The organism is Pseudomonas sp. RC10-4-2, assembly GCF_050433085.1.
Taxonomy (GTDB): Bacteria; Pseudomonadota; Gammaproteobacteria; order Pseudomonadales; family Pseudomonadaceae; genus Pseudomonas; species Pseudomonas aeruginosa.
The window spans coordinates 1,045,954-1,062,329 of sequence record NZ_JBNPXX010000001.1 but is presented as its reverse complement, the minus strand read 5'-3'; the positions used below and the strand labels follow the sequence as shown (position 1 = coordinate 1,062,329).

The window sequence follows — 16,376 nt, the reverse complement described above, 5'->3', positions numbered from 1 at the left end:
CCTCAGCGCTCGGCGAGCGCCTGGCCTCTTTTCTTCGCCTGTAGCAGGCACTCTTCGCAGACCGGTTGCCGCGGCGGCAGGTTGGCCGCGACCGCCTCGGGTGGCGCGCCGGAGCTGTCCTGGTCGGCCATGCCCGGCACCCGCGGCATCTTGATCGCGATCCCCGAGCCGCTTCCCGGCGCGCCGCCTGCATTGATCCGTGCCAGCGGGCCGCTGATGGCGATGCCGCTTGCGTCGAGCCGGATGAAGCTGCCGCCGGCCTTCACCGTCAGTTCGCTGTCAGCCTCGATCACCATCTTCTGCCCGGCCTTCAGGTGGATCTCGCGCCCGGCCCTGGCCAGGTAGGCACGACCGAGCTTCACGTGCTGGCTGTCGCCGACCGTCAGGTGGTCATCGGCCTTCAGCTCGACCTTGCGCTCTCCGTGCACGGTGTGATGCTCCTCGGCCTTGAACTCGCTGTAGCTGTTCGCCTCCACGGTGTCGTGGCGTTCGTGGCCGACGCGGATCTTCTGGTCATGCTCGATGTTCTCGTCCCAGTCGCGCTGGGCATGGACGAAGATCTGTTCCTGGCCCTTGCGATCCTCGATGCGCAGCTCGTTGTAGCCACCGCCGCCAGGGCTGCTGAGACTCTTGAAGACGCTGCGGGTCTGGTTCGCCGGCAACTCGTAGGGCACCGGGTGGGCGGCGTGGTAGACGCAGCCGCTGACCAGCGGCTGGTCGGGATCGCCTTCGAGGAAGTCCACCAGCACTTCCATGCCGACCCGCGGAATGACGATGCCGCCATAGCCGTTGCCGGCCCAACCGCTGGCTACGCGCAGCCAGCAACTGCTCTTGTCGTCGCCCTGGCCCTCGCGGTCCCAGTGGAACTGCACCCTGACCCGGCCGTAGCGGTCGCAGTGGATTTCCTCGCCTGGCGGGCCGGTCACCACCGCGGTCTGGCTGCCCAGCACGCGCGGCTTCGGGTGTTCCAGCGGCGGGCGGAAGAACACCTCCCAGGGCGTCGCGAGGAAGCGGTTGCGGTAGCCCTGCTGGAAGTCGTCCGTGCTGGCCGACGTGTCGGAGGTAACGTTCTCTTCCAGCACCTGTGGCTGCTTGCCTTCGTGGAAGACTTCGCTGAGCAGCCACAGGTCGTTCCACTCCGCGCGCGGGTGCTCGGCGATCTCCAGGAAGTGCCCGCTGACCAGCAGCGGCTGGTCGCTGACCCCTTCGCCCAGGCGCCGGTCGGCGCGGTGGCGCTCCAGGGCGCGCTGGCTGAGCAGCTTGCCGCGCTGGCGATCGACGAAGCGACCGGGGTAGTCGTAGTCCTCCAGATCCGGCTCGGCCGGGGCGTCGGCAGCGGGGCGGTTGCCGGCCTCCAGCAGCAGCCGCGGCTTCTCGAAGTCGTAGTCGCGGCGGGTGGTGCGCGTGGTGCGGCTGGCCAGGCGCAGGCTGAAGCGCTTGATCACCGGTTCGTCGGCGACCAGCCCGCTGTCGTGCACGTAGGCGGTGGGACGGCCCAGGCGGGGGAACACCGTCTGGTCGTCGCCGAACACCAGCAGGTGCGCCTCGGCGCTGTGCCGGAAATGGAAATGGATGCCCTCTTCGGCACAGAGGCGCTGGACGAAATGCAGGTCGCTTTCGTCGTACTGCACGCAGTATTCACGCTCGGGATACCGGGTGCCGAGCTGGAAGCGGTAGGCGTCGGCGAGGATGCCGTGCTCCTCGAGGACCAGGGCGACGATCTGCGGCACCGTGAGGTGCTGGAAGATCCGCTGGTTGTTGCGCTGGGCGAGGTAGGCCAGGTGCGGGACGAGGGTGAGGCGATAGCGGGTCAGGCGCTTGCCGGCATCGCCCTGGGCAGCGCCGTAGACCAGGCCGTGGACACCCTGGCCCTGCGGGGTGAAGGCGAGGAAGGCGGGCCGGTGGAGGAACGTTTCGAGGTCGAGGCCGGCGCGCTCTCCGACCAGTTCGAGTTCGAAACGGTAGGGGCAACTGATGCCTTCGTGGCCGTTGAAGGCGAGGACCTGCAGGTCGTGGCGGAGGCCGTCGAGGGTGAGGCTGAAGTGGGTCTGGTTGGCCGGGTTGAACATCCGCTGTCCCCTGTTGCTCGAAAAACCTGCACGGCTGGCGTCCCTGTTCGCCGTGGTCGCTCCGAAGAGCGGGATGTCGCGGATGCTACGTCAAAAAAACTGTGCAAATTGTTGCGCACATCGCCGGAAAACCGCGGCGCGCCTGACCCTCGACAGTATGTAACAAAATATTTCAGAAAAATCCGACGAGCGAAGGACCGCCCCCGAACCGGGCCGGCCCATGCGCAATCAGCCTTGCAGACGCTGCGCCAAACGCTCCTGAAGTTGTGCGAGCACTTCCGGGTCGCCCTGCTTCGCCGCATGGATGCCGAGATTCTCGCCGCTGAAGCGCGGGATGACGTGGAAATGGATGTGGAAGACCGTCTGCCCGGCGGGGGCGCCGTTGAACTGGGCGACCTGCACGCCGTCCGGCTGCACCTCCTCGACCAGGGCGCGGGTCAGGCGCTGGACCACGGCCATGACCTTGGCCAGGTTCTGCGCATCGATCTCGAGCAGGTTGCGCGCCTCGGCGTGCTTGGGAATCACCAGGGTATGCCCGTAGGACTGCGGGAACAGATCGAGGAAGGCGAGCACGTCCTCGTCTTCGTAGACCTTGTAGCAGGGAGCTTCGCCGCGAATGATCTTGGCGAAGATGTTCTGGGAATCGTAAACGCCGTGCAGACTCATGGAGGCTTTCCTTGAACGAACCGGAATAGACCTGCGCACCATACCGGCTCGCTCCCCGCTCGTCACGACGTGATGCGTCGCGCGCGCCACACACTTCGAAAGAAATTGTCACAAGCCCGTCATCACCCTTCCCTACTTTCGTAGCACTCGCCGGATGGCCCCGCCGTCTCGCACAGCCACCTCCTCAACATAGGGAAATGCGTCATGACCCCAGGTTATCCCCTCGCCCTCTCTCTTGCCGTCTCCATGGCCGTGCTCGGCAGCGCCTTGCCGGCCCAGGCGCGCCAGGACGATCCGTCGCTGTTCAACCGCCAGGCCCGTGGCGAACTCAGCGAGTACGGCGGCGCACGGCGCGTCGAGCAGGACCTGACCCAGGCCCTGAAGCAGTCGCTGTCGAAGAAGAAGGCGAAGAACGTGATCCTGCTGATCGGCGACGGCATGGGCGACTCCGAGATCACCGTGGCGCGCAACTACGCGCGCGGCGCGGGCGGCTACTTCAAGGGTATCGATGCGCTGCCGCTGACCGGCCAGTACACCCACTACTCCCTGCACAAGGACAGCGGCCTGCCGGACTACGTGACCGATTCCGCCGCCTCCGCCACCGCCTGGACCACCGGGGTCAAGTCGTACAACGGCGCGATCGGCGTGGATATCCACGAACAGCCGCACCGCAACCTGCTGGAGCTGGCCAAGCTCAACGGCAAAGCCACCGGCAACGTCTCCACCGCCGAGCTGCAGGACGCCACCCCCGCCGCCCTGCTCGCCCACGTCACCGCTCGCAAGTGCTACGGTCCCGAGGCCACCAGCAAGCAGTGCCCGAGCAATGCCCTGGAGAACGGCGGCGCCGGCTCGATCACCGAGCAGTGGCTGAAGACCCGCCCTGACGTGGTTCTCGGCGGCGGCGCCGCGACCTTCGCGGAAACCGCCAAGGCTGGCCGCTATGCCGGCAAGACCCTCCGCGCCCAGGCCGAAGCCCGCGGCTACCGGATCGTCGAGAACCTCGACGAGCTGAAAGCCGTGCGCCGCGCCAACCAGAAGCAGCCGCTGATCGGCCTGTTCGCGCCGGGCAACATGCCAGTGCGCTGGCTCGGTCCGACCGCCACCTACCACGGCAACCTGAACCAGCCGGCGGTGAGCTGCGAGGCGAACCCGAAGCGCACCGCCGACATCCCGACCCTGGCGCAAATGACCAGCAAGGCCATCGAGCTGCTGAAGGACAATCCGAACGGCTTCTTCCTGCAGGTCGAGGGCGCGTCCATCGACAAGCAGGACCATGCCGCGAATCCGTGCGGCCAGATCGGCGAGACCGTCGACCTCGACGAAGCCGTGCAGAAGGCCCTGGCCTTCGCCAAGGCCGATGGCGAGACCCTGGTGATCGTCACCGCCGACCACGCCCACTCCAGCCAGATCATCCCGCCGGAAACCGCCGCGCCGGGGCTGACCCAACTGCTCACGACCAAGGACGGCGCGCCGCTGGCGATCAGCTACGGCAACTCCGAGGAAGGCTCCCAGGAGCACACCGGCACCCAGTTGCGCATCGCCGCCTACGGCCCGCAGGCCGCCAATGTCACCGGCCTGACCGACCAGACCGACCTGTTCTTCACCATCCGTCGCGCACTGAACCTGCGCGACTGATCGGACCAGAACGAAAAAGGCGCGCCGGTTTCGACCGGCGCGCCTTTTTCATTTCGCGCGGTATCCCTGGAACTAGCCCTCGACCTGGCTCCACTGCTTGGCCAGGCGCTTGTCCGAGACCGGCAGCCGGGTTCCCAGTTGCTGGGCGAACAGCGAGACCCGGTACTCCTCCAGCATCCAGCGATACACCTGCAACTCGGCGTCGCGCTTGCCTTCCTGGGCGTGCTTGGCGAGGCGCACCTGGTATTGCGCCCAGAGTTCGCCCAGCTCGCCGCTCCACACCCGGTCGCGCTGGACCTGGCCGGCGACCTTGTCCAGGCGCTGCTCGATGGCCTTGAGGTAACGCGGATACTCCTTCAACCACTCCAGCGGGGTGGCGCGGACGAACCCCGGATACACCAGGTTGGCCAGTTGGCCCTTGACGTCGTTCAGCGGCACGGTCATGGCCAGCTCGACCTTGCCCTTGAAGCGCTTCTGCAGGCCGTGCCAGAGCTTGAGGATATCCAGCACCAGGCGTGCCAGGCGCTCGGCGTGCTCGTTCCAGGCAGCGCGCTTGCGCTCGGCCAGCGCGGCCAGGGCGGCGCCGTCGCGCGGCAGGCTTTCGCCCTGCAGCACGCAACTGTCGAGACTGGCCAGGAGGATGTCCTCGACCAGCGCCTCGACCCGTCCCAGCTCGCGGTACAGCAGGCCCATCTCGGTCTGCCCCGGCAGCTTGGCGCGCAGGTACTTGGCCGGCTCGGCCAGTTGCTGCAACAGCAGTCGTTGCAGGGCGCGGCGGTGTTGGTAGTCGGCCTCGGCCTGGGTCGGGAAGCGCCCTTCCTTGACCTCGCCCTGCTCCTCCACCAGCGCCGGGTATACCGTCATCGACAATCCGGCGACCTTCTGCTGGGCCTTCTCGGCGACGCTGGCAAAGGCCTTGGCCTCCACCGGACGCTGCTGTTCCTTGTCGGCCTGGGGTATCGCCAGCGCCGCCTGGCTGGCTTCGGCGAAACGCGCGGTGAGTTCGGCCAGGTCGCGGCCCTCGCCGAGGAACTTGCCCTGGGCGTCGACCACCTCGATGTTCATCCGCAGGTGATCGTCCAACTGCGTCGCCGCCTCGGCCCAGGCCTCGTCGGCTACCCGCACGCCGGTCATGCGCTGAAGCTCGCGGCCCAGCACCTGCGGCAGCGAACCTTCGCCGAAGGTGATGCGCTCCAGGGCGGCGCGGACGAAGTCCGGTACCGGCACGAAGCTCTTGCGGATCGCCTTCGGCAGGTTGCGCACCAACGCCACCGCCTTGTCGTAGAGCAGGCCGGGCACCAGCCAGTCGATGCGTTCGGCCGGCAATTGCGGCAGCAGCGGCGCCGGTACCCGCACGGTGACGCCGTCGCGCGCGGTGCCGGGCTCGAACTGGTAGCTCAGCGACAGGTGCAGATCGCCCAGGCGCAGGCGATCCGGGTACTGCGCCGCAGTGACTTCGCTGGCTTCGCGGGCCAGCACGTCTTCCTCGCGCATCAGCAGCAGGTCCGGCTGGTTCTGCCGCTCGCGGGCGTACCATTTCTCGAAACTGGCGGTCTGGTAGATATCCGCCGGCAGGCGCGCGTCGTAATAGGCGAACAGGGTTTCCTCGTCGGCCAGGATGTCGCGCCGGCGTGCCTTGGCTTCCAGCTCGTCGAGCTTTTCCAGCAACTGCCGGTTGGCGCTCAGGCACTTGGCGCGGCTGTTGATCTCGCCGCGCACCAGGCCTTCGCGGATGAACAGCTCGCGCGCCACCGGCGGGTCGATCGGACCGTAGTGCACCGGACGTCGACCGATGACGATGAGGCCGTAGAGGGTGACCTGCTCGAACGCCACCACCTGGCCGCGACGCTTCTCCCAGTGCGGCTCGAAGTGGTTGGTCTTGATCAGGTGCCCAGCCAGCGGCTCCAGCCAGTCCGGCTCGATCTTCGCGACCATTCGGGCGAACAGCTTGGTGGTCTCCACCAGTTCCGCGGCCATGATCCATTGCGGGCGCTTGCGAGCGATGCCGCTGGACGGATGGATCCAGAAACGTCGCTGGCGAGCGCCGAGGTAGTCGCCTTCCTCGGCCTTCTGCCCGATCTGGCTGAGCAGGCCGGACAGGATCGCTTTGTGGACCGCCGCGTAATCGATCCCCGGTACCTCGCGTTCGTTGTCGGCCGACGCGCCTTTCTTCGCCTCCGGCTTGCGCGCCTCGGCCTTGGCCGGACGCCCGAACGGCAGCTTCAGTTCGCGGCAGATCAGGGTCAGTTGGCGGTGGGCGTCGCGCCACTCACGCAGGCGCAGGTAGTTGAGGAAGTTCTTCCGGCACCAGCTGCGCAGGGCATTGGAACCCAGCGCCTGGCGCTGCTCCTCGAAGCCACGCCAGAGATTGATCAGCGCGGCGAAGTCGGAATCCGGGTCCTTCCATTGCGCGTGCGCCTGGTCGGCGGCCTGCTGCCGCTCCACCGGACGCTCGCGCGGGTCCTGCACGGACAGCGCGCTGGCCACCGTCAACACTTCCTCGAGGCTACCCTGCTGGGCCGCCTCCAGCAGCATGCGGCCCAGCCTCGGGTCGATCGGCAGGCGCGCCAGTTGGCGCCCCAGCGGGGTCAGCTGGCCTTCGCGGTTGACCGCCGACAGTTCCTGCAGAAGGGTGAAGCCGTCCTTGATCGCCTTGCCGTCCGGCGGCTCGATGAAGGGGAACGCCTCGATGTCGCCGAGGCGCAGGTGCAGCATCTGCAGGATCACCGCGGCCAGGTTGGTGCGGAGGATTTCCGGGTCGGTGAAGGCCGGACGCGCGTTGAAGTCCTCCTCGCTGTAGAGACGCACGCATATGCCCGGCTCGACCCGTCCGCAACGGCCCTTGCGCTGGTTGGCGCTGGCCTGCGACACCGCCTCGATGGGCAGCCGCTGGACCTTGGCGCGGTAGCTGTAGCGGCTGATCCGCGCGGTGCCGCTGTCGATCACGTAACGGATGCCCGGCACCGTCAGCGAGGTTTCCGCGACGTTGGTGGACAGCACGATCTTGCGTCCCGGGCGCGGCTGGAAGATCTTCTGCTGCTCGGCCGGGGTCAGTCGCGCGTACAGCGGCAGCACTTCGGTGTGGCGCAGGTTGGCCTTGCGCAGCATCTCCGCGGCGTCGCGGATCTCCCGCTCGCCGGGGAGGAACACCAGCACGTCGCCGGGCCGCTTGCCGACCTCGCGTTCGTGGGCGGCGATCTCGTCGAGGGCGGCGAGGATGCCCTGGTCCACCGACAGGTCGTCCTCGACCCGGTTGCCCTCCTCGTCGGTTTCCGCCGCCAGCGGCCGGTACCAGGTCTCCACCGGATAGGTGCGGCCGGAAACCTCGATCACCGGGGCGCCGTCGAAATGCCGGGAGAAACGCTCCAGGTCGATGGTCGCCGAGGTGATGATCAGCTTCAGGTCCGGACGCCGGTGCAACAGGGTCTTCAGGTAGCCGAGGAGGAAGTCGATGTTCAGGCTGCGCTCGTGGGCTTCGTCGACGATCAGCGTGTCGTAGCGCTCCAGGTAGCGGTCGTGCTGGGTCTCGGCCAGGAGGATGCCGTCGGTCATCAGCTTGACCAGGGTGCTGTCGTCGCTCTGGTCCTCGAAGCGCACCTGGTAGCCGACCAGCGCGCCCAGCGGCGTACCGATCTCTTCCGCGACCCGCGTCGCCACGCTGCGCGCCGCCAGCCGACGCGGCTGGGTATGGCCGATCAGGCCGTGGATGCCGCGACCCAGCTCCAGACAGATCTTCGGCAACTGGGTGGTCTTGCCCGAGCCGGTCTCGCCGGCGATCACCACCACCTGGTGGGCGGCGATAGCGGCCTTGATCTCGTCGCGCTTGGCGGCGATCGGCAGGCTGTCGTCGTAGCGGATCGCCGGCACGCTGGCGCGCCGCGCCTCGACCTTGGCGCAGGAGGTCTGGAAGCGCTCGACCCACTGCGCCAGGCGCGCGTCGTCGGGCTGCTTGCGCAGTTCGTGGAGCTGCCGGCGCAAGCGGTGGCGGTCGCTGATCTGGGCCTGGTCGAGGCGCCGGACGAGTTGGTCGAGGGAAGGAGTCTGGTCGGTCATCTAGGCTTTTCGAATGCTGTGAGCGTGCCGCAGTCGCGGAGGACGGGAGAAGCTCCGGCCACTGCCGAGGCGAAAAATATTCGGAATTGTCGCAGATTTGAGCGGAAGAGGAAGAATCCCGGTTAACGCTCGCTGCCGCGATACGGCCGACGCTGCAGGTGGGCGATGGCCCTCTCAGCGCCCCAGTCGCTTGAGCATCTCGGCCAGCGGCAGCGCATCGGCGGTCCCCGCCCGGCAGTCGGCGAGGCGATCCTCGGCCACTCGCAGCCATTGGCGCTCCACCTCGAGGCCGGCGCGATGCAGCAATGCCTGGGTCAGTTCCAGACGCCGGCTGATCGGCAGACGGCGTATTTCTTCGGCCAGGGCAGGATCGAGGCGGGCCATGGGGGGGCCTCCGGCAGGTGATGCGCTGCCGGCACGCCAGCACAGGCACGCTCATCCGCAACCGACTGCCTGCAACGAAGAAGCCCCGCATCGGCGGGGCTTCTTCAGGCAACGGCGGACTTACTTCTGGCCCGCTTTCTTCAGCTCTTCGTCGCGCAGTTCGCGGCGCAGGATCTTGCCGACGTTGGTGGTCGGCAGGCTGTCGCGGAACTCCACGGCCTTCGGCCGCTTGTAGCCGGTCAGGTTGTCATGCATGTGCTGCATGACCTGTTCCTTGGTCAGGGTCGCCCCCGGCTTGACCACCACGAAGACCTTGATCGACTCGCCGGACTTCTCGTCGGGGATGCCGATCGCGGCGCACTGCAGGACGCCCGGCAGGGTCGCCAGCACGTCTTCCAGTTCGTTCGGATACACATTGAAGCCGGAGACCAGGATCATGTCCTTCTTCCGGTCGACGATGCGCATGTAGCCGTCTTCCTGGATGATGGCGATATCGCCAGTCTTCAGCCAACCATCGGCGTCGAGGATCTCGTCGGTGGCCTCCTGGCGCTGCCAGTAGCCCTTCATCACCTGCGGACCCTTCACGCAGAGTTCGCCGCGCTCGCCCAGGGGCACTTCCTGGCCGTCGTCGCCAATCACCTTGCACAGGGTCGAGGGCACCGGGATACCGATGGTGCCGACCTGGATGTTCTGGAACGGGTTGACCGATACCACCGGCGCGGTCTCGGTCATGCCGTAGCCTTCGCAGATGGCGCAGCCGGTGACTTCCTTCCAGCGCTCCGCGGTGGCCAGTTGCAGCGCCATGCCGCCGGAGAGGGTCAGCTTCAGCGCGGAGAAGTCCAGCTTGCGGAAGGTTTCGTTGTTGCACAGGGCGACGAACAGGGTGTTCAGGCCGACGAAGCCGGTGAACTTCCACTGGCCGAGGTCCTTGAGCATCGACGGCAGGTCGCGCGGGTTGGTGATCAGGATGTTGTGGTTGCCGGTGAGCATCATCGCCATGCAATGGAAGGTGAAGGCATAGATGTGGTACAGCGGCAGCGGCGCGATGAGGATCTCGCAGCCCTCGTTGAGGTTGGCGCCCATCAGCGCCTTGCACTGCAACATGTTGGCCACCAGGTTGCGGTGGGTCAGCATGGCGCCCTTGGCGACCCCGGTGGTGCCGCCGGTGTATTGCAGCACGGCGACGTCGTCGGCCTGCGGCGCGGCTTCCTGGAACGACTTGCCGGCGCCCCTGGCCAGCGCGTCGGTCAGCTTGGTGGCTTGCGGCAGGCTGTAGGCCGGCACCATCTTCTTGATGTGCTTGACCACGAAGTTGACGATGAAGCGCTTCAGCGGCGGCAGGATGTCGCCGACTTCGGTGACGATCACCTGCTTGACGCCGGTCTTCGGCAGTACGCCCTCGACCAGGTGGGCCATGTTGGCCAGGCAGACCACCGCCTTGGCGCCGGAGTCGTTGAACTGGTGTTCCAGTTCGCGCGCGGTGTACAGCGGGTTGGTGTTGACCACGATGAGGCCGGCGCGCATGGCGCCGAAGACCACGATCGGGTATTGCAGGACGTTGGGCAACTGGACGGCGATGCGGTCGCCGGGCTTGAGATCGGTGTGCTGCTGCAGGTAGGCGGCGAAGTCGCCGGACAGCTTGTACAGCTCGCCGTAGGTCAGGGTCTTGCCCAGGTTGGTGAACGCGGGCTTGGTGGCAAAACGTTGGCAGGACTCCTTCAGTACCGACAGGATGTTCGGGTACTGGTCGGGATTGATCTCGGCAGCAATACCCGCTGGGTACTTGTCCTTCCAGAAGTTTTCGATCATGGAAGCCCACTCCTAAGCAACAGCTAATCTTCACCGCTCATGGCGGCATCTTGTTGTGATCTGCTCGCTAACCCTGGACCCAGGGCTATTAGGCGCGCCGAGATTATCAGCTTTGCCAGAGGCAGACCAGCACCAAACATGACCTATTCGGTCAAAAAAATGACCGAGACATTAGTCTCGGTCACGGTCTTTCCTGTCCCCGGCAAATGCCCGTTTCAGAGCCTTGTAAGGCTATCAGGCGATTTCGCGCAGCTCACGACGGAGGATTTTACCCACAGGCGTCATCGGTAATGCATCCTTGAGCACAATCTGTCGCGGAATTTTGTATCCGGTGAGGTTTTCCTTGCAGTAGGCCTTGAGTTCCTCGACCGACAGGCTGGGGTCGCGGGCCACCACGAACAGCTTCACCGCCTCGCCGGACTTCTCGTCGGGAATGCCCACTGCCGCGCAACTGGCCACCTTCGGATGGGCCATCACCACGTCTTCGATCTCGTTGGGGTAGACATTGAAGCCGGAGACCAGGATCAGGTCCTTCTTGCGATCGACGATGCGCACGAAGCCGTCCTCGTCGATCACCGCGATGTCGCCGGTCTTCAGCCAGCCTTCGGCATCGAGAATCTCCTCGGTGGCCTCGGGACGCTGCCAGTACCCCTTCATCACTTGCGGACCTTTCACGCAGAGTTCGCCACGTTCGCCGACAGGCAGCTCGTTGCCCTGCTCGTCGATCACCTTGAGCGCCGTGCCCACGACCGGTATCCCCACCGTACCCAGGCGTGCCTGCTCGCCGTAGGGGTTGGTGGTCACCACCGGCGAGCATTCGGTGAGGCCATAGCCTTCCACCACGGTGCAGCCGGTGACGCCCTTCCAGCGCTCGGCGGTGGCGCTGACCAGTGCGGTGCCGCCGGAGTTGGTGAGCTTCAGGTTGGAGAAATCGACGTCCTTGAACCCGGGGTGCTCCATCAGCGCGACGAACAGGGTGTTGAGGCCGAGCAGCGCGGAGAAACGCCACTTCTTCAGTTCCTTGACGAAACCGGGGATGTCGCGCGGGTTGGTGATCAGCACGTTATGGTTGCCGCTGACCATCATGCACATGCAGTTCGCGGTGAAGGCATAGATGTGGTAGAGCGGCAGCGGCGCGATCATCACCTCCTGCGCCTCCTTCATCAGCGGCAGGCCATCCTTGCCGAGCTGGGAAAGCTGGGCGTGGACCTGCAGCATGTTCGCCACCAGGTTGCCGTGGGTGAGCATCGCCCCCTTCGAGACCCCGGTGGTGCCGCCGGTGTACTGCAACACGGCGACATCCTCCAGGCCGACCCTGACCGGCTGCAGGGCATGGCCCTGGCCTTGCTTCAAGGCCTGCCTGAACGGCAGCGCCTGGGGCAAGCGATAATCGGGGACCATCTTCTTCACCGACTTCACCACGCTGTTCACCAGCCAACCCTTCAGCGCCGGCAACAGGTCGCCCATGCGCGCCTCGATCAGGTACTCGATCCGCGTATCCGGGAGCACTTCCTCGACCAGCTTGCCGAACACGTTCAGGTAGACCAGCGCACGCACGCCGGCGTCCTTGAACTGGTGGCGCATTTCGCGGGCGGTGTACAGCGGATTGGTGTTGACCACCACCAGCCCCGCGCGCAAGGCGCCGAACACCGCGATGGGATATTGCAGGACATTGGGCATCTGCACCGCGATGCGGTCGCCGGGCTGGAGATCGGTCTGTTTCTGCAGGTAGGCGGCGAAGGCGGCGGACAGACGATCGAGTTCGGCATAGCTGAGCGTCACGCCGAGATTGCTGAAGGCCGGGCGGTCGGCGAATTTCTTGCAGGAGCGCTCGAAGACCTCGACCACGGAACGGTAGGCGGCGAAGTCGAGACTGTCGGGTACGCCGGCCGGGCGTTTGTCGTTCCAGAATTCAGGTTGCATTTATTCTTGTCCTCTTACCTGAGCGGGTCTGGCCCGCATGTGCGGGGCATCGGGCAACTTAGCAGTTGCGTCGGACAGCGCAAATACTCCTCCTGCCCTTATTGATAGTGTGAATCTCCAGCCTGTCGCTCTTCGCCGCCCGCCATTCCAGAGCGGCCCGTGCCCAAGGGTGGCGCTTTTCCGGGACGAAGCCGCGTACGCTGCTAGAATGCGCCGGAACGCGTCCGCCCGGCACAAGGAACGAACATGCCCGCCGCTGCCTACTGGCTCCCCGCCAGCGACGAAACCCCGCTGTACACCCGCCACTGGCCGAGCGCAACGGCCGTCGGCGCGGTGATGCTGTCCCACGGCATGGCCGAGCACGCCGGTCGCTACGAGCGTCTCGCCGCCGCGCTGAACGCTGCCGGCTACCACTTCTATGCGATCGACCAGCGCGGCCACGGCCGGACCGCCGAAGCCGACGAGCTGGGCCACTTCGCCGACCAGGGCGGCTGGGGCAAGGTGGTCGGCGACCTGGCCAGCCTGAACCACCATATCCGCCAGCAGCACCCGGAACTGCCGATCTTCCTGCTGGGCCACAGCATGGGCAGCTACATCTCCATGGCCTACCTGCTGCACCACAGCTGCAGCCTGCAAGGGGCGATCCTTTCCGGTTCCAACTACCAGCCGCAAGCGCTCTACCGGATCGCCCGCCTGATCGCCCGCTTCGAGCGCTGGCGCCAGGGGCCGTTGGGCAAGAGCGCGCTGATCGACTTCCTCTCGTTCGGCTCGTTCAACAAGGCGTTCAAGCCCAATCGCACGGCCTTCGACTGGCTCAGTCGCGATCCGCAGGAAGTCGACAGGTACGTGGCCGACCCGCTGTGCGGCTTCCGCTGCAGCAACCAGTTGTGGGTGGACCTGCTCGGCGGCCTGGCCGATATCACCCCGCCCACCCACCTGCGGCAGATCGATGCCGACCTGCCGCTGCTGATCATCGGCGGCGAACGCGACCCGGTCAGCCAGGGCAAGCGCCTGGGCGACCTGGCCGACGCCCTGCGCAGTGCCGGGCTGCGCCAGGTGACCCTGAAGACCTATCCCGAGGCCCGTCACGAGCTGTTCAACGAGAGCAACCGCGACGCGGTCACCCAAGACCTGATCGACTGGCTGGAACAGGCCCTGCGCCACCGCCGGGATCATTCGACAAAGGAGAGAACATGAGCCAGGTCCAGAACATTCCCTACGCCGAGCTAGAGGTCGGGCAAAAGGCCGAGTACACCAGCAGCATCGCCGAGCGCGACCTGCAGTTGTTCGCCGCAGTCTCCGGCGACCGCAACCCGGTGCATCTGGACGCCGCCTACGCGGCCACCACCCAGTTCAAGGAACGCATCGCCCACGGCATGCTCAGCGGCGCCCTGATCAGCGCGGCGATCGCCACCGTGCTGCCCGGCCCAGGCACCATCTATCTCGGCCAGACCCTGCGCTTCACCCGTCCGGTCAAGCTCGGCGACGACCTGAAGGTCGAACTGGAAGTCCTCGAGAAGCTGCCGAAAAATCGCGTGCGCATGGCCACGCGGGTGTTCAACCAGGCAGGCAAGCAGGTGGTCGACGGCGAAGCGGAGATCATGGCGCCGGAAGAGAAGCTCAGCGTCGAGCTGGCCGAACTGCCGCCGATCAGCATCGGCTGAGCGGCTTTCCCTACCGTCGGGCCATCCGGCCCGGCGGACTTGCCGGGCCGCCGCGCGCTGCTCTACCCTGTCCGCTGTCTTACCTCAATCATCAGGGATAACCGAAGGCACTCCACCGCCCGAAACCCCTTACCGGGAATCGGAGCCGCCATGGACCTTCGCTTGCTGTTGCTATCCCTGACCACCTTCGCCGCCGGCCTGGCGGAAAGCATCCTGATCGGCATCCTGCCGCCCCTGGCCGAAGACCTGCGGGTCTCCATCAGCCTGGCCGGCCAGCTCACCACCCTGTTCTCCCTCGGCTTCGCCCTCGCCGCACCGCTGCTCGGCTGGCTGACCCGGCGCATCGAACGCCGCCGCCTGCTGCTGGCGACCCTGCTGCTGTTCGCCCTCAGCAACGCGCTCGCCGCCCTCGCTCCGGGCTATCTCGGCCTGCTCCTGGCTCGCCTGGGAATGTCGGCCTGTTGCGGGCTGCTGATCGTCCTCGCCAGCCTGCTCGCCGCCGAGCTGGCCGCCCCGGCCCAGCGCGGCCGGGCGATCGGCCTGATCTTCATGGGCATCAGCGGTTCGCTGGTGTTCGGCGTGCCACTGGGCGTACAGATCAGCGACTGGTTCGGCTGGCGCTGGATCTTCGCCGGCATCGCGGTCTATTCGCTGCCCTTGTGCCTGCTGCTCTGGCGCTACCTGCCGCAACGCCAGGCCGGCGACCTGCCCGGCCGCGAAGGCTACCTGCGGCAGTTGCGCCAGCCCGCGCTGTGGCTCGCGCAACTGGTATCGATCCTGTTGCTCGGCGGGCACTTCACCCTGTTCGCCTATTTCACCCCGTACCTGGCGAGCATGGCCGGTATTCGCTCGCCCAGCGAGATCAGCCTGATCCTCCTGCTGATCGGCCTGGCAGCGCTGAGCGGCGGCTATATCGGCGGCTGGCTGGCCGACCGCCTCGGCCACCGGCGCGCCCTGCGCCTGGTACCGGCGGCCTTCGCCCTGGCGCTGGCGGCGGTGCCGCTGAGCCTGGGCAGCATCGGGTTCCTGCCGGTACTGATGGTCTGGAGCGCGATCAGCTGGATGATCTCGCCGGTGGTGCAGAGCTTCCTGCTGCGCAGCGATCCGGCCAGCGGTTCCGCCGGCGTCGCCCTGAACACCTCGGCCATGCACCTGGGCGTGGGCCTCGGCGCGGCGCTGGGCGGCCTGGTGGTGGCGGCACTGGGAGTCGCCGCGACGCCCTGGGTCGGCCTCGCCCTGGTGCTGGCGGCGCTGGCCTGCGCGCTTGGCGCCAGCACGCTGGATGGCGCCACGCAAGCGCTGCCGTTCAGTCCCCCTGCACGGTGACGCTGGCGGTCATCCCGGCGCTCAGGTGGACATCCGCCGGCACCTGGTCGAGGCGGATGCGCACCGGAATACGCTGCGCCAGGCGCACCCAGTTGAAGGTCGGCTCGACATTGGCCAGCAACTGGCCGTCCGGCGTCGAGTTGCGGTCGGTGATACCGCTGCTGATGCTCTCCACCGTGCCGTCGATCGGCTGATCGCCGCTCATCAGGCGGACCTGGGCGCGCATGCCGACGCGGATGCCGGGCAGCTTGGTTTCCTCGAAGTAGGCGACCACATAGAAGGACTGCTGGTCGACCAACGCCATCACCGCCTGGCCCGCCGTGGCGTAGTTGCCCTGGGCCAGGCGCAGGTTGGTCACCTGGCCGTTGCGCGCGGCGCGCAGCTCGCTGCGCTTGAGGTTGAGTTCGGCGATCTTCACCTGGGCCAGCGCCTCCTGGTACTCGCTGCGAGCGATGGCAGCATTGATCTGGGCGTTTTCCTTGTCCTCGGCGCTGATCGCGCCGATGCCCAGGCGGCTGCGCCGGGCCGCCTCGTTCTGGCGCAACAGGTATTGCTGGTGACGGGTCTCGGCGACGGCGCGGGCCTGCTCCAGGTTGGCCTGGTAGCGTTCCTGGTCGATGCGCATCAGCACGTCGCCGACCTTGACCACCTGGTTGTCCTTGACCTCCAGGTCGGTCACCCAGCCGGACACGTCCGGCGCCACCACCACCACGTCGGCCCGCACCCGGGCATCGCGGGTCCAGGGCGAGAGCATGTAGTAGCGCCAGAGCCAGATGCCGGCGAGGACAGCGGCAGCGACCACCAGCAGGGTGACGACGACGCGAAGCGATGCACGCATGCGAATCTC

Annotated in this window: 11 protein-coding genes; 4 read left to right on the top strand and 7 right to left on the bottom strand. The window is 66.7% G+C overall.

Annotated features, from left to right (window positions below):
- Positions 1–2: 2 nt before the first annotated feature.
- Together tssI and FHW81_RS04940 are read right to left on the bottom strand one after the other, a co-directional pair.
- On the bottom strand, positions 3–2,069 hold the full coding sequence (tssI, locus tag FHW81_RS04945) for a type VI secretion system tip protein TssI/VgrG (RefSeq protein ID WP_034014603.1): 2,067 nt from the start codon (positions 2,067–2,069) through the stop codon (positions 3–5).
- A gap of 228 nt (positions 2,070–2,297) precedes the next feature.
- Positions 2,298–2,735 carry an HIT family protein gene (locus FHW81_RS04940; protein ID WP_003105490.1) on the bottom strand — a complete coding sequence of 146 codons (438 nt, stop codon included), beginning with the start codon at positions 2,733–2,735 and terminating at the stop codon, positions 2,298–2,300.
- A gap of 204 nt (positions 2,736–2,939) precedes the next feature.
- Between FHW81_RS04940 and phoA the strand changes: the two genes are divergently transcribed.
- On the top strand, positions 2,940–4,370 hold the full coding sequence (gene phoA, locus FHW81_RS04935) for an alkaline phosphatase (protein ID WP_003112133.1): 1,431 nt from the start codon (positions 2,940–2,942) through the stop codon (positions 4,368–4,370).
- Positions 4,371–4,442: 72 nt separating this feature from the next.
- Here the strand turns inward: phoA and hrpA are convergent, their stop codons facing one another.
- From hrpA to fadD2, 4 genes are all read right to left on the bottom strand, one after another.
- A complete protein-coding gene (gene hrpA, locus FHW81_RS04930) occupies positions 4,443–8,423 on the bottom strand; it encodes an ATP-dependent RNA helicase HrpA (RefSeq protein WP_034014604.1) in 3,981 nt (1,326 codons plus the stop codon).
- A 174-nt stretch (positions 8,424–8,597) separates the two neighbouring features.
- Positions 8,598–8,807 (bottom strand): hypothetical protein, encoded by a 210-nt coding sequence (locus FHW81_RS04925; RefSeq protein ID WP_003091642.1) that lies wholly within the window; start codon positions 8,805–8,807, stop codon positions 8,598–8,600.
- 120 nt (positions 8,808–8,927) lie between these two features.
- Positions 8,928–10,616 (bottom strand): long-chain-fatty-acid--CoA ligase FadD1, encoded by a 1,689-nt coding sequence (gene fadD1 / locus FHW81_RS04920; protein ID WP_003091643.1) that lies wholly within the window; start codon positions 10,614–10,616, stop codon positions 8,928–8,930.
- Positions 10,617–10,850: 234 nt separating this feature from the next.
- Positions 10,851–12,539, bottom strand: a complete 1,689-nt coding sequence (fadD2, locus tag FHW81_RS04915) for a long-chain-fatty-acid--CoA ligase FadD2 (RefSeq protein ID WP_003091644.1) — start codon at positions 12,537–12,539, stop codon at positions 10,851–10,853.
- A gap of 246 nt (positions 12,540–12,785) precedes the next feature.
- On the opposite strand from fadD2, the gene FHW81_RS04910 reads away from it, so the two are divergent.
- The 3 genes from FHW81_RS04910 to FHW81_RS04900 all read left to right on the top strand — a co-directional run bounded on the left by FHW81_RS04910 (position 12,786) and on the right by FHW81_RS04900 (position 15,529).
- Positions 12,786–13,736: an alpha/beta hydrolase gene (locus tag FHW81_RS04910; RefSeq protein WP_003160755.1), complete on the top strand. Its 951-nt coding sequence runs from the start codon at positions 12,786–12,788 to the stop codon at positions 13,734–13,736.
- Positions 13,733–14,203 carry a MaoC family dehydratase gene (locus tag FHW81_RS04905; protein WP_003091647.1) on the top strand — a complete coding sequence of 157 codons (471 nt, stop codon included), beginning with the start codon at positions 13,733–13,735 and terminating at the stop codon, positions 14,201–14,203. The genes FHW81_RS04910 and FHW81_RS04905 overlap by 4 nt, the downstream gene beginning before the upstream one ends.
- A 150-nt stretch (positions 14,204–14,353) precedes the next feature.
- A complete protein-coding gene (locus tag FHW81_RS04900) occupies positions 14,354–15,529 on the top strand; it encodes an MFS transporter (protein WP_003117592.1) in 1,176 nt (391 codons plus the stop codon).
- Here FHW81_RS04900 and FHW81_RS04895 read toward each other — a convergent pair.
- The gene (locus FHW81_RS04895) at positions 15,510–16,367 is read right to left on the bottom strand and encodes an efflux RND transporter periplasmic adaptor subunit (RefSeq protein ID WP_003091654.1); all 858 of its coding nucleotides are present in this window, start codon (positions 16,365–16,367) and stop codon (positions 15,510–15,512) included. The two genes, FHW81_RS04900 and FHW81_RS04895, sit on opposite strands and share 20 nt — an antisense overlap.
- Positions 16,368–16,376 lie beyond the last annotated feature (9 nt).

Excerpts from the sequence above, each read along its gene's own strand:
- tssI (WP_034014603.1), bottom strand. The coding sequence starts at position 2,069 with ATGTTCAACCCGGCCAACCAGACCCACTTCAGCCTCACCCTCGACGGC.
- FHW81_RS04940 (WP_003105490.1), bottom strand. The coding sequence starts at position 2,735 with ATGAGTCTGCACGGCGTTTACGATTCCCAGAACATCTTCGCCAAGATC.
- phoA (WP_003112133.1), top strand. The coding sequence starts at position 2,940 with ATGACCCCAGGTTATCCCCTCGCCCTCTCTCTTGCCGTCTCCATGGCC.
- hrpA (WP_034014604.1), bottom strand. The coding sequence starts at position 8,423 with ATGACCGACCAGACTCCTTCCCTCGACCAACTCGTCCGGCGCCTCGAC.
- FHW81_RS04925 (WP_003091642.1), bottom strand. The coding sequence starts at position 8,807 with ATGGCCCGCCTCGATCCTGCCCTGGCCGAAGAAATACGCCGTCTGCCG.
- fadD1 (WP_003091643.1), bottom strand. The coding sequence starts at position 10,616 with ATGATCGAAAACTTCTGGAAGGACAAGTACCCAGCGGGTATTGCTGCC.
- fadD2 (WP_003091644.1), bottom strand. The coding sequence starts at position 12,539 with ATGCAACCTGAATTCTGGAACGACAAACGCCCGGCCGGCGTACCCGAC.
- FHW81_RS04910 (WP_003160755.1), top strand. The coding sequence starts at position 12,786 with ATGCCCGCCGCTGCCTACTGGCTCCCCGCCAGCGACGAAACCCCGCTG.
- FHW81_RS04905 (WP_003091647.1), top strand. The coding sequence starts at position 13,733 with ATGAGCCAGGTCCAGAACATTCCCTACGCCGAGCTAGAGGTCGGGCAA.
- FHW81_RS04900 (WP_003117592.1), top strand. The coding sequence starts at position 14,354 with ATGGACCTTCGCTTGCTGTTGCTATCCCTGACCACCTTCGCCGCCGGC.
- FHW81_RS04895 (WP_003091654.1), bottom strand. The coding sequence starts at position 16,367 with ATGCGTGCATCGCTTCGCGTCGTCGTCACCCTGCTGGTGGTCGCTGCC.